Annotated in this window: 12 protein-coding genes and 1 pseudogene; 5 read left to right on the forward strand and 8 right to left on the reverse strand. The window is 66.7% G+C overall.

Going from position 1 to position 12,705, the window contains the following annotated elements; genetic code table 11:
• Nucleotides 1-181 precede the first annotated feature (181 nt).
• Nucleotides 182-323: pseudogene (locus OIE68_RS44000) on the forward strand (IS481 family transposase); the annotation flags it as partial.
• 105 nt (nt 324-428) lie between these two features.
• Here OIE68_RS44000 and OIE68_RS44005 read toward each other — a convergent pair.
• Complete coding sequence (locus tag OIE68_RS44005) at nt 429-782, reverse strand: VOC family protein (protein WP_327096796.1); 354 nt, start codon at nt 780-782, stop codon at nt 429-431.
• Nucleotides 783-1,148: 366 nt separating this feature from the next.
• Between OIE68_RS44005 and OIE68_RS44010 the strand changes: the two genes are divergently transcribed.
• Nucleotides 1,149-1,820, forward strand: a complete 672-nt coding sequence (locus OIE68_RS44010; RefSeq protein WP_327096797.1) for an ester cyclase — start codon at nt 1,149-1,151, stop codon at nt 1,818-1,820.
• Between the two features lie 229 nt (nt 1,821-2,049).
• Here OIE68_RS44010 and lipA read toward each other — a convergent pair whose 3' ends face one another.
• The 5 genes from lipA to sucB form a co-directional block, all read right to left on the reverse strand.
• Complete coding sequence (gene lipA / locus OIE68_RS44015; protein ID WP_327096798.1) at nt 2,050-3,066, reverse strand: lipoyl synthase; 1,017 nt, start codon at nt 3,064-3,066, stop codon at nt 2,050-2,052.
• Between the two features lie 78 nt (nt 3,067-3,144).
• On the reverse strand, nt 3,145-3,879 hold the full coding sequence (gene lipB, locus OIE68_RS44020) for a lipoyl(octanoyl) transferase LipB (RefSeq protein ID WP_327096799.1): 735 nt from the start codon (nt 3,877-3,879) through the stop codon (nt 3,145-3,147).
• Nucleotides 3,880-3,977: 98 nt separating this feature from the next.
• Entirely contained in the window at nt 3,978-4,511 is a 534-nt protein-coding gene (locus OIE68_RS44025; protein WP_327096800.1) for an N-acetyltransferase family protein, read from the reverse strand.
• A gap of 107 nt (nt 4,512-4,618) precedes the next feature.
• Nucleotides 4,619-5,524 carry a TIGR01777 family oxidoreductase gene (locus tag OIE68_RS44030; protein WP_327096801.1) on the reverse strand — a complete coding sequence of 302 codons (906 nt, stop codon included), beginning with the start codon at nt 5,522-5,524 and terminating at the stop codon, nt 4,619-4,621.
• Nucleotides 5,525-5,547: 23 nt separating this feature from the next.
• Nucleotides 5,548-7,320 (reverse strand): 2-oxoglutarate dehydrogenase, E2 component, dihydrolipoamide succinyltransferase, encoded by a 1,773-nt coding sequence (sucB, locus tag OIE68_RS44035; protein ID WP_327096802.1) that lies wholly within the window; start codon nt 7,318-7,320, stop codon nt 5,548-5,550.
• 259 nt (nt 7,321-7,579) lie between these two features.
• On the opposite strand from sucB, the gene OIE68_RS44040 reads away from it, so the two are divergent.
• Nucleotides 7,580-7,942: an oxidoreductase gene (locus OIE68_RS44040; protein WP_327096803.1), complete on the forward strand. Its 363-nt coding sequence runs from the start codon at nt 7,580-7,582 to the stop codon at nt 7,940-7,942.
• A 77-nt stretch (nt 7,943-8,019) separates the two neighbouring features.
• Here the strand turns inward: OIE68_RS44040 and OIE68_RS44045 are convergent, their stop codons facing one another.
• On the reverse strand, nt 8,020-9,555 hold the full coding sequence (locus tag OIE68_RS44045) for a leucyl aminopeptidase (RefSeq protein ID WP_327096804.1): 1,536 nt from the start codon (nt 9,553-9,555) through the stop codon (nt 8,020-8,022).
• A 67-nt stretch (nt 9,556-9,622) separates the two neighbouring features.
• Here OIE68_RS44045 and gcvT point away from each other — a divergent pair, with 67 nt between their 5' ends.
• On the forward strand, nt 9,623-10,723 hold the full coding sequence (gene gcvT / locus OIE68_RS44050; RefSeq protein WP_327096805.1) for a glycine cleavage system aminomethyltransferase GcvT: 1,101 nt from the start codon (nt 9,623-9,625) through the stop codon (nt 10,721-10,723).
• Nucleotides 10,724-10,828: 105 nt separating this feature from the next.
• The gene (locus tag OIE68_RS44055; protein ID WP_327096806.1) at nt 10,829-11,929 is read left to right on the forward strand and encodes a branched-chain amino acid aminotransferase; all 1,101 of its coding nucleotides are present in this window, start codon (nt 10,829-10,831) and stop codon (nt 11,927-11,929) included.
• Nucleotides 11,930-11,973: 44 nt separating this feature from the next.
• Here the strand turns inward: OIE68_RS44055 and OIE68_RS44060 are convergent, their stop codons facing one another.
• Nucleotides 11,974-12,687: an MBL fold metallo-hydrolase gene (locus OIE68_RS44060; RefSeq protein ID WP_327096807.1), complete on the reverse strand. Its 714-nt coding sequence runs from the start codon at nt 12,685-12,687 to the stop codon at nt 11,974-11,976.
• Between the last annotated feature and the right edge of the window lie 18 nt (nt 12,688-12,705).

Raw genomic sequence — 12,705 nt, forward strand, 5'->3', positions numbered from 1 at the left:
ACACCTACGGTCCTTCGAGCTTCCCACCAGTGGTCGCATCGCGTGCACGGATCGGGCGATCCGATGTGTTCAAGTGCGCGTGAGGTGGCGTGCACGTGGGGTTCAGGTCGGGTGTGCTACGCACCTACCTCGTGTCCGAGGCGCCGGGCGCAGCAGAGTGCCGTTTCGGCGGCCATCGGATCACTCCCGACTCGCCTGCACCGAACTGCTCGACGACGAACGCACAGACACCGTCGCCGCGTTCTGGGTCCGCCGACGCCTGGTTCACCGACAACGGCATCATCACCCGAAAAGTGTTGATCGACAACGGTTCCTGCTACCGATTCCGCACCCGCGCCCAAAAGGGGGCGGAACCTTGTTCAGGCCAACCCGAGCGGCAGTAGTGGGCCTTGCCTACTCGTATGCCGTGCGCGTTCCGCCGATCGTCGTCATCGGCCGGTTTCGTGCAGTTCGAGTTGGTTTCCCGAAGGATCGACGAGGAACGACTGACGCGAGGTGCCGATCAGTATCGGATCAGTGACCTCGATGCCGTCCGCTCGCAGCTTCACGATCGTCGCATCGAGCTCGTCGACGAGGATCGCGAGATGCTGGCCGCGCGCCTCGGGTGGCTCGGCGGGCAGCAGGTGCACCTGCTGCCCGCCGAGGTCGAGCCAGATTCCGGGCGGGAGACTGCTCGGCCGGTCGGTGCGCCGGGTCAGCCCAAGTTTTCCTGTGTAGAACTCCGCGGCCTCTTCGAGGTCGCGCACCGCGATCGCGACATGGTGGAGGGCTCGTGGGGTCATCAGCTGGTCCTCACTTCGTGTACCCAGTGCCCTCACCTACCGCGCCTGATGAGCTGAAGATGCATGAATGCATTGTCGTGGAAGGGTGGGGATGGTCCGCCGGATTGTTCCGCCTGCCGGAAAGTCGCCCACCTGGAACGTAGGTTAACTAAATATTAGCTATATCTGCTCGCTTTATTCGATCCATGCGCCAACCTGCGCCAACCTGCGCCGACGTCACCGCGGTGGTCCTGTCCGAGGCCTCCTCGCGGTCGACCCAACTCAACTCGTTGAACTATCAAAACCCAGGTAGACGTGCCGCGAGTGCGGCACAGGCTCGCAGCAGTCTCCGTTGTCCCCTTACCTCGCGCACGAAAGAGGCGCACAATGATTGCGATACACCGGCTTCAGGGTTTGTGGTCGGCGGGTAGCTGGATATCCGCCGACCGCATACGGACGGGCATCCGTCGTGATGAAAGCGTCCACATACTGGGTCGCGGCGCCTGGATCCGCTGCTGGCATCGCGGCCGCGCTCCACCACACTCAATGCCGGGCACCGCGAATGCTGCCTGTAGCGACTATGGCCGCCGCCAGTTTCGGCACTATCGATCGAAAGGAAGCGCCATGTCAGAGCAGAACAAGGCCACCGCCAAGCGCATCCTCGACGCATGGAACATGCGAGACCTCGATGTATTCGACGAGGTGATTGCGGCTGACTGGATCAACCACGATCCACAGAACCCGTTCGCCGATGTCCATGGTCCCGACGGGTTCAAAAAGTTCGTGCAAATGTATCTCGCCGCGTTTTCGGATCAACGGTTCTTGGTCAACGAACAGATCGCCGAAGGCGATTTCGTCACTACCCGATGGACGGGGACAGGCACCAACGACGGTGAGATGATGGGCATGTCCCCGACAGGCAAATCAGCGGTCGTTCAGGGAATCACAATCAATCGCTTCCAGGACGGCAAGATCGTCGAAAGCTGGTCATGTTGGGACACCCTCGGGATGATGCAGCAACTCGGTGTCGTCCAGCCGGCGCACTCGGCAACAACGTGACTCGCACCGTATCCTCGCAACTCTTGGATAAGGTCAAGTGCGGCAGTGAAATCCGAGTCGGCGGTTGTATACGCCCACGAGAAGCCGGATCTCGCTGACGCGCAGTTCGCTATGGTTTCCCGAGGCTGCGAATCCAGTCGCGGCGCTCCGCGTTCCATCGAGATCATTGCAGCCACTGGCGATCGAACCCAGCAGCGTCGGCCGCCTGGTTCGATCGCCGCGGCGGCAGTCAGCTGCCGAAGCGGGACAGGACGGAGCTGGCCTCCTGGGAGGCGGTGCCCTCTCGAGCGAGATGCGCCATGGCAGGGGAGATTTCGCGGCCGTGGTGGGCCATTGCCTGGGCGTACAACCGTCCCGCGCGGTAGGAGGAGCGGACCAGTGGCCCGGCCATGACACCGGCGAAGCCGATTTCCTCAGCCATGCGGGAGTGCTCGACGAATTCCTCCGGCTTGACCCAGCGGTCCACCGGATGGTGGCGCGGGGAGGGCCGCAGGTACTGGGTGATGGTGAGGATGTCGCAGCCGGCCTCGTGCAGGTCGCGCATGGCCTGGGTGACTTCCTCGGGGGTTTCGCCCATGCCGAGGATCAGGTTCGACTTGGTGACCAGGCCGTCCTCGCGGGCGGCAGTCAGCACGGCGAGGGAGCGCTCGTAGCGGAATGCCGGGCGGATCCGCTTGAAGATGCGGGGCACCGTCTCCAGGTTGTGTGCGAGCACCTCCGGGCGGGCGGAGAAGACCTCGGCCAGCTGCTCGGGGACCGCGTTGAAGTCCGGGATGAGCAGTTCGACGCCGGTGTTCGGGTTCAAAGCCTTGATGGCGCGGACGGTTTCGGCGTAGAGCCAGGCCCCGCCGTCCTCGAGATCGTCACGCGCGACGCCGGTGATGGTGGAGTAGCGCAGGCCCATCGCCTGGACACTTTCGGCGACCCGGCGCGGCTCGTCGCGGTCGAGTGCGGCCGGTTTGCCGGTGTCGATCTGGCAGAAGTCGCAGCGGCGGGTGCACTGTTCGCCGCCGATGAGGAAGGTGGCCTCACGGTCTTCCCAGCATTCGAAGATGTTGGGACAACCCGCCTCCTCGCACACCGTGTGCAGGCCTTCGCGTTTCACCAGGCCCTTGAGTTCGGTGTACTCGGGGCCCATCTTGGCTCGGGTCCGAATCCATTGAGGCTTGCGCTCGATCGGGGTCTCCGCGTTGCGCGCCTCGATGCGTAGCAGTTTGCGTCCTGCCGGTGCTGAAGCTGAGGTCACTCGATCGACCTTACGCCTGCCGTGCGCCGCCGTCGGATGCAGTCCATCACTGTCCCGGGCAACGCGATAGCAGCCGACTCATTCGGCTTTCGCAGGCTCGGCGGCCGGTGCGGCGCGGACGATGTCGTGTGCGGTCACCGAGAGTTCGCCATTGAGCGCGCGGGTGATCGCAGCGGCGACGAGCGGCTTGACTTCGGCCACCGTGACTTCGCGACCGAGTTCGCGCGTCAGCGTGGTGACACCGGCGTCGCGGATGCCGCAGGGGACGATCGCCTGGAAGCCGTCGAGCGCGGAATTGCAGTTGAGCGAGATGCCGTGCAGTGCGACGCCCTGCTGTACCCGCACGCCGATCTGGGCGACCTTGCGCTCGGAGTAGAGCTCGGTCGCGGCCAGCCAGACACCGGAACGGCCTTCGACCCGCCCGCAATTCAGGCCCAGCCCGGTGCAGACGGTGATCAGCGCTTCTTCCAGCCTGCGGACGTAGTGCACGACATCCACCGGCTCGGCCAGCCGCACGATCGGGTAGCCGACCAGCTGGCCCGGCCCGTGCCAGGTGATCTTGCCGCCGCGATCGACCTGCACCACCGGGCTTCCATCGATCGGCAGATCCTCGGCCTCGGTGCGGCGACCAGCGGTGTAGACCGACGGGTGCTCGAGCAGGAGCAGATGGTCGGAGCCCTCCCCGGCGGCCCGCTGCGCGGCGATCGACCGCTGCATTTCCCATGCGCTGTGGTAATCGATGAGTCCGAGATCCTCGACCACGATCGGGGTCGTATCGAATCGGGCGGACCACGTGGTACGCGTGTCGTTCACGCCCTTGACGGTACGCCCAGAGTCAGCGCCGAATGAACCAGTACGGTGTGGCGGATGCCACAGGGTAGCCGGGTTTAGTTCAGCGGATCCGAGAGTCGCTAGTCGCCCTCGACCGGCAGGGTCAGTTGCATCAGCGTCAGATCCATCCAGCGACCGAATTTGCGGCCCACTTCCGGCAACTCCCCGACGGTGCAGAAATCGAATCGCTCGTGCAGCGCGATCGAACCGGTATTGCTGGATTCGATCGCGGCGACCATGGCGTGCACGGTGCCCGCTTCGCGGGCGCGCTCGATCAGCGCGGTGAGCAGGGCGCTGGCAATACCGCGGCGGTGGAAACGGTCGGCGACGTAGACCGAATTCTCCACGGTGAAGCGGTAACCCGATCGGGTCCGCCACGGGCCGTAGCTGGCGTAACCGGCGACCTCGCCGCCGATATCGGCGACCAGAATGGGTAGCCCGGCGGCGGTGCGCCCACGGAACCAGGCGCGTCGATCGTCGAGATCGACCTGTTCGTGATCCCAGATGGCGGTAGAGGTGGCGATATTCGCATTGTGGATGACGAGGATCTCGGGCAGATCGCCCTCATGCGCGTCGCGGATGACGGTGGCACCTCGGGTGTCTAGCTCAGTCATCGATCTACTCCATGGGGACGCTTGGCAATTGGCTCCGATGCCTGGACCAATGTGCTGCCGGTGAATGTCGACGCGCGGTCGACACACTGCCGGGCTCGGGTCCAGCGTCATCGGTCGTCATCATGGCCCAAGGCAGCCGCGAGCGCGGCACCGATCGTCTGGTGCTGGAACGGATAACCCGCCTCTTCCAGCGCCGTCGGAATCGCGCGCGGCCCGTTCAGGATCGCCTCTTCGGCGAATTCGCCGATCAGCGCGCGTAATGCGAACGCGGGCACCACGAATGGGGTCGGCCGGTGCAGCACACGCCCCAGTGCCCGATTGAATTCGGCATTGGTGACCGGTGCCGGACCAACCGAATTGATCGGCCCGGCAATGCTGTCGTGGGTAAGCGCGAAGATGATCGCGCCGATCTCGTCGGCCATCGAGACCCACGGCGTGTACTGCCGTCCATTGCCGAGTCGGCCACCGAGTCCGAGCGAATACAGCGGCTGCAGCATGCCGAGCATGCCGCCGTGATGGGACAGCACCACGGCACTGCGCAGCAACACCGTGCGCACACCCGCATCGACGGCGGGTTTGGTCGCGGCCTCCCAGTCCCGGCAGAGGGTGGCAAGGAAACCCGTTCCCGCGGGGGTGGTTTCGTCGACCACCCGGTTGCCGGTGGCGCCGCCGTAGTAGTGCACGCCGCTGGCATTCACCAGCACCGGCACTCCAGCGGCGGCGACCGCATTGGCCAGGACATCGGTCGGGGTCAGCCGACTGTCACGCAGCTCCTGTTTGTAGCTGCCGTTCCAGCGCCGCCTGCCGATGCTCGCCCCGCAGAGGTTGACCAGCGCGTCGGCACCCCGCAGGGCCCGCTCGTCCAGATCGGCGCGAGCGGGATCCCAGCGGTATTCGTCCGGCGCGTTGGGGGAGCGGCGTACCAATCTGGCGACTTCATGCCCCTCGCGGCGCAACGCCGCGACGAGTGCCGTCCCGATCAGCCCGGACGAACCGGCGATCACCACCTTCATACGCGACAGACGACCCTTTCCGACTACAGACCGAGGTCCGCCTCGAACGCCGCTTCCTCGAGCCGGTGCCGGATCGTGGTCAGGAAGCGACCGGCGTCGGCGCCGTCGATGAGGCGGTGATCGTAGGTGAGCGGCAGGTAGCACATGGACCGAACGCCGATGGACTCGTTGCCGGTCTCATCGGTGACCACCACCGGACGCTTGACGATGGCACCCGTGCCGAGCATGCCCGCCTGCGGCGGAACCAGGATCGGAGTATCGAACAGCGCGCCCTGGCTGCCGATATTGGTGATGGTGAAGGTGCCACCGGCCAGCTCGTCCGGCTTGAGGCCACCGGTGCGGGCGCGGTTGGCGATATCGGCGATGGCGCGGGCCAGTCCGGCCAGCGACAGGTCGCTGGCGTTGTGGATCACCGGGGACAGCAGCCCCTGCTCGGTGTCGACGGCGATGCCGAGGTGCACCGAGGCGTGGTAGGTGATCTCCTTGGTGGCCTCGTCGTAGCTGGCATTCACATTCGGGTGCACCCCGAGCGCCTCGACCACCGCCTTGGCGAAGAACGGCAGGAACGTCAGGTTGACGCCCTCGCGGTCCTTGAACGCGGCCTTGGTCTGGCTGCGCAGCGCCGCGATCTTGGTGACATCCGCCTCGTGCACCTGGGTCAGCTGCGCGGTGGTCTGCAGCGATTCCCGGGTCTTGGTCGCGGTGATCTGGCGGATGCGGCTCGCCTTCTGCACGGTGCCGCGCAGGTGCGCCAGCTGCGACGGGACCGCGGCGGCGGGCGCCTTCGCGGCCGGTGCGGCTGCCGCGGGGGCGGCTGCGGCCGGAGCCGGTGTCTGCTTGGCCTCGACGGCGGCGAGCACATCCTGCTTGCGGATGCGTCCGCCGACACCGGAGCCGGTGATGGTGGCGAGGTTGACGCCGTTCTCCTCGGCCAGCTTGCGGACCAGGGGGGTGACGTACGGGGTCGCGCCGTTGCCGGAGGTGTCCGGAGCCGGAGCCGTGGCGGCCGGAGCCGGAGCAGGCTTGGGGGCAGGGGCAGGGGCAGGTGCCGGAGCGGCGGCCGCGGGTGCCGGAGCAGGGGCGGGTGCCGGGGCTGCAGGTGCAGGTGCCGGTGCGGGGGCGGCGGGTGACGGTGCGGGGGCGGCGGGTGCCGGTGCGGCGGCCGCGGGGGCGCCGCTGCCGATCACGCCGAGCTGTCCACCGACGGCGACGACATCGTCTTCCTGCGCGGAGATTTCCAGCAGGGTGCCCGCGACGGGCGAGGGGATCTCGGTGTCGACCTTATCGGTGGAGACCTCGAGTAGCGGCTCGTCGACGGCGACCTGGTCACCGACCTGCTTGAGCCAGCGGGTGACGGTGCCCTCGGTAACCGACTCGCCGAGTTCCGGCATCTTGACCGGGGTGCCCGACGCGGCGGCGGGGGCGGGTGCGGCGGGAGCCGCGGGTGCTGGGGCCGCAGCGGCGGCAGCCGGCGCTGGGGCCGGTTCCGGTGCTGGGGCCGGGGCGGGTGCAGGCGCGGCTTCAGGTGCGGGTGCGGCGGCGGGCGCGGGCGCTTCGCCGGCTTCGCTGATCACACCGAGCTCACCGCCGACCTCGACGACGTCATCCTCGGCGGCGACGATCTTCGACAACACACCCGCCGCCGGCGACGGGATCTCGGTGTCGACCTTATCGGTGGAGACCTCGAGCAGTGGCTCGTCGACCTCGACCGTGTCTCCTTCCTGCTTCAGCCACCTGGTCACCGTTCCCTCGGTGACGCTCTCACCAAGAGCCGGCATCTGGACGGAGAAGGCCATGTCCGTTGACTCCTCTGACTGCTCGACGGGTTCTACAACAGTTGATCTCACTGCGAACACCCACCGCGGGTCGCGATGGGTGTCCGAAAGCCACCGATCATTGTGCGTGGCACCGGAGATCTGTGTGGTTCTTGTACCGCGATCCATCCTTGCACTCGTCCGCGAGACGTGTAGCACAGGGCAGCGAACTACACGGTGCTGGCAAGATGGAATGACCGGTGCCGAGCACTCGATAACCGGTGGAAGGAGGTCGGCGTCGTTGGGTTTGCTGGATCGTTTCCGAGGCGGCGCGGCCCGGGGTGGCAGCGCTTTACGTGGGGGTTCGGGTAGCGGCGACGATGCGCGCTATCTCGCCGAGTGGGTACGCACCCATACCGGGGTGGAGGGCTACGTGGAGCCGAAGACGACCGTGACGGATGTCACTGTCGTGTTGGTCGCGGCCGACGGTGAATGGACCCGTCGGGTGGTCGGCGAGCGCGGTGCGCGACGGCTAGCCGGAGATTTGCGGATTCCCGTTTACGACGTCCACAAGACCGGTTATCCGCAACGGATGCGCGACTATGACGCCCGCAAGCGGATCGAGCGCCAACGGGCGCTGGAACGCGAATTGGACGACTTGTAGGGCTGTTCTTTTCGTTCAATTTGTTCGCGGGCCGTGGTGCGACGCCGGGGAATCCCGGACGCCGCACCGGCATTCGGTTACTCCGCCGCGTCCTCGTGCGCGATGTCCTCGATCACCGAGACCAGGGTGCGGACCGGAACCCCGGTGCCGCCCTTGCCGATGTAGCCGAACGGGCCGCCGGTGTTGTAGGCCGGACCCGCGACGTCCAGGTGCGCCCACTGCACACCCTCCGGGACGAACTCCTTGAGGAAAATCGCGGCCGAGAGCATGCCGCCCCAGCGGTGCGATGCGACATTCGCCAGATCGGCGACCTTGGAGTTCAGATCGGCCCGCAGTTCGGTGGGCAGTGGCATGGCCCAGCCGTTTTCACCGGCCAGCCGCGACAGCCGCGCGACGCGGTCGCGGAAATCGTCGGTGCCCATCACACCGGGGGTGCGGGTGCCGAGCGCGACCATCTGCGCGCCGGTGAGGGTGGCGACGTCGATGAGGTACTCCGGATCGTCCTCGCCCGCGCGCACGATCGCGTCGGCCAGGATCAGGCGGCCCTCGGCATCGGTGTTCAGTACCTCGACGGTCTTACCGCCGTACTGGGTGAGCACATCGCCGGGGCGTTGCGCGGTGGCCGACGGCATGTTCTCGGCCATCGGCACGGTCGCGATCACGGTGACCGGTAACTCCAGCTTGGCGGCGGCGACGGTCGCGGCGATGACCGCGGCGGCGCCCGCCATATCGGAGGTCATATTTTCCATATTCGCTGCGGGCTTGATGGAAATGCCGCCGGTGTCGAAGGTGATGCCCTTGCCGATGAGCGCGACCTTCTTGGCGCCGCCGTTGTAGGTCAGGCGCACCAGGCGCGGCTGGCGCGAGGAGCCCTTGCCGACGCCGAGCACGCCGCCGTAGCCGCCGTCGGCCAGCGCCTGCTCGTCGAGCACCTCGACCTGCAGACCCGCCGCCTCGGCCAAAGCCTTTGCACGGGTGGCGAATTCGGCCGGGTACAGGTGACTCGGCGGAGTGTTGACGAAATCGCGTGCGGTGGCGATGGATTCGGCGATCACCCAATCGTGGTTGAAGCCCTTGCGGTAGGACACGCTCGGGTCGCCGACCAGGAGTTCGACCTTGTGCACCGGCTGCTCCTCCGGCTTGCCGTCGGCACTCTCGGATTTGAACGCGGTGAAGGTGTACGCGCCGAGGAAGAACCCTTCAGCGGTCGGGCCGATGCCGCCTTCGAGACCCGACAGCGTGGTCACGGCCAGGCCGACACCGGTCAGCGCACGTCCGGCGACACCGGCCGAGCGGCGGATCTGTTCGGCATCGATCTTGTCCGCGGCGCCGAGTCCGACGGCGAGCACGCTCTTCACATCGAGGCCGGTGGGGGCGGGAATCCGGGTGAGCTCCTCGGCCTTACCCTTCGCACCGACGGCGCGCAGCTGTTCCTGCAGCGCAGCGCGGACATCCGGGGCGAGGATGTGGTCGACGAATTCGTCCTCCAGTGTGGCGATCGTCGGGCCGTCGTCACCGGACACCAGGCCGATCACCAACACGTCGGTGTCGGCGCTGATGGTGTCGACCAGGTCCAGGTCCGGTCCGAGCGAGCGATCTGCAACAGCGGTCATGGCAACAGGCTATTCGGTCCGCTCCGGGTGGCGCATCGCGACGCCACCACCGGGCTAAGCTCGGCCGGTGACCGATGCGAACCTGCTGCAAGGCCCGATCCATGCTGTCCACGTCGAGCTCGGGGCGAAGTTCGCGCCGTTCGGCGGATGGGAAATGCCGGTGTCGTACGCGGGGACGGTCGGCGAACATCAGGCAGTTCGCACGACCGTTGGCCTGTTCGATGTGAGTCACCTCGGCAAGGCCACTATCCGCGGCGCGGGCGCGGCGGATTTCGTGAACTCGGCGCTCACCAACGACCTCGGTCGGATCCAGCCGGGCAAGGCGCAGTACACGCTGTGCTGTGCGCCCGACGGCGGTGTGATCGACGATCTGATCGCCTATTACGTCGGCGATGACGAGATCTTCCTGGTGCCCAATGCCGCCAATACGGCGGCGGTGGTCGCGGAACTACAGAAGGTCGCGCCGGAGGGCATCACGGTGACCGACGAGCACCGCGAGTACGGGGTGTTCGCAGTGCAGGGACCGCGCTCGACGGAGGTGCTCAACGCGCTCGGGCTACCGACCGATATGGAGTACATGGCCTATGCCGACGCCGAATGGGACGGCCGCCGGATTCGGGTCTGCCGCACCGGATACACCGGCGAACACGGCTACGAACTGTTGCCGCGGTGGGCCGATGCCGAGCCGCTGTTCCGCGCGCTCGTCGAGCAGGTCCGCGCGCACGATGGGCAGCCCGCCGGGCTCGGCGCCCGCGATACGTTGCGCACCGAAATGGGTTATCCGCTGCACGGACATGAACTGTCGCTGGAGATTTCGCCCGTGCAGGCGCGCTGCGGGTGGGCGATCGGCTGGAAGAAGGCCGAGTTCTGGGGTAAAGCCGCACTCGAGCAGGAGAAGTCGACCGGTCCGCGCCGAATCCTGTTGGGGCTGAAGGCGCTTGATCGAGGTGTACTGCGCCAGGGACAGGCCGTGCTGCGTGACGGTGCGCCCGTCGGCGAAACCACCTCCGGCACCTTCTCGCCGTCGCTGCAGATCGGTATCGCCCTCGCCCTGCTCGATACTGCGGCGGTCCTCGAACCCGGCGCGGAGGTCGAGGTCGACGTGCGCGGCCGCCGCCTGCGCTGCGAGGTCGTGCGTCCGCCGTTCGTCGACACGAAGACCAAATAGTCGGCGTCTCGCTGTGTACTGCGGATGTCGGCAGGTGACGCGGGCACATTCGCGGCGCGCCGACACTCGCACCGCGGCAAAACCGCGACCGATAGGATCTGCCTCATGACCGTTGCCGCACAGTTCACCCATGTTCCGCATCCCGCGCCAACCCCGGCGCAGCGGGTACAGGAGATTCTGGCGGCACCGGGCTTCGGACGCTTCTTCACCGACCACATGGTCTCCATCGACTACACCGAGGGCGAAGGCTGGGGCAATGCCAGGGTCGAGCCGTACGGGCCGTTGGCGATGGATCCGGCGACGATGGTGTTCCACTACGGCCAGGCCATCTTCGAGGGTCTGAAGGCCTATCGGCAGAACGACGGCAGCATCTCCTGCTTCCGCATCGACGCGAATGCGACGCGCTTCCGCAAGTCCGCGCGCCGGATGGCGATGGCGGAACTGCCCGAGGAACTATTCATCGAATCCGTGCGTCAACTGCTCGAGGTCGACAGCGGCTGGGTGCCCGCGGCCGGTGGTGAGGAGTCGCTGTACCTGCGGCCGTTCATGTTCGCGACCGAGGCCGGGCTCGGCGTGAAGCCCGCCTCCGCCTACAAATACCTGCTGCTGGGATCGCCTGCGGGCGCGTACTTCCCGCGCGGTGTGAAGCCGGTGCGGGTCTGGCTGTCGACCGAATACGTACGGGCGGCACCGGGCGGTACCGGTGAGGCGAAGGTCGCCGGCAACTACGCGGCCTCGCTGCTCGCCCAGGCACAGGCCTCCGAGAAGGGCTGCGATCAGGTCGTCTGGCTCGATGCCTGTGAGCGTCGCTATGTCGAGGAGATGGGTACCAACAACCTGTTCTTCGTCTTCGGCTCCGGTTCCGAGGCGCGGCTGGTCACCCCGGAACTGTCCGGATCGCTGTTGCCCGGTATCACCCGTGATTCGCTGCTCACCCTCGCCGCCGATTCGGGCTATGTGGTTGAGGAGCGCAAGGTTTCGGTGGAGGAGTGGCGCAAGGGCGCCGAATCCGGTGAGATCACCGAGGTTTTCGCCTGCGGAACCGCCGCCGTGATCACGCCGGTCGGCTGGGTTCGCTCCGCCGATGGTGAGTTCGCCGTCGGCGGTGGTGAACCGGGCGAGGTCACCATGGCGCTGCGTGACACCCTCACCGGCATCCAGCGCGGCACCTTCGCCGATATCCACGGGTGGATGCGCGGCATGTGACTGCGGCAGTCTCGCGAACGCCGCAGCCGTGTGCCGTTCGTGAGTCAGCTGGGCATGAAGGTGCGCCATTCCTCCAGGGTTTGCGGGCGCATGACGTAGTTGGCGTCCTTGACCGTGGAGAGCGCGGCGGAGGGGTGCTGGGAATACCAGTGACCGGGGTAGACGACCGGGTCGCCGGATAGGTCGGCTAGGTAGCGCAGGCTACGGAACATGGCGTCGGAGTCGCCGCCGGGGAAGTCGGTGCGGCCGCAGCCGTCGATGAAGAGCGTGTCGCCCGCGATGAGGCGATTGTCGAACAGGAAGCATTGGCTGCCGGGGGTGTGGCCGGGGGTGTGCAGCAGCTCGATATCGAAGGCGCCGACGCTGACCTTGTCGCAGTGCTCGTGTCCGGTGAGTTCGCTCGGCGCGATGCCTGTGACATTGGCGACCCAGGACAGTTCCTCGGCATTGACATGCACCGGAACGCTGGTCTTCTCCAGCAACTCCCGCACCCCGCGCAGGGTGAATCCCAGCATGGTGCCGCCGACATGGTCCGGGTGGTGATGGGTCGCGAGTACCCCGGTCAGCCGCAGCCCGTCAGCCTCGGCGATATCCACCAGATCGCCCGCCGCATACGCCGGATCCACCACCACACACTCGCCGGTCTCCCGATCGCCGATCAGATACGCGAAATTTCGCATCTGTGTCGCGATCGGATCACCCACGGCAAAATCTCGACCGGACAGCAGTTGACGAAAATACAGACGCTCGGAAGGCATACCGTCCACTGTATTGCC

This window comes from Nocardia vinacea (genome assembly GCF_035920345.1).
GTDB lineage: Bacteria > Actinomycetota > Actinomycetes > Mycobacteriales > Mycobacteriaceae > Nocardia > Nocardia vinacea_A.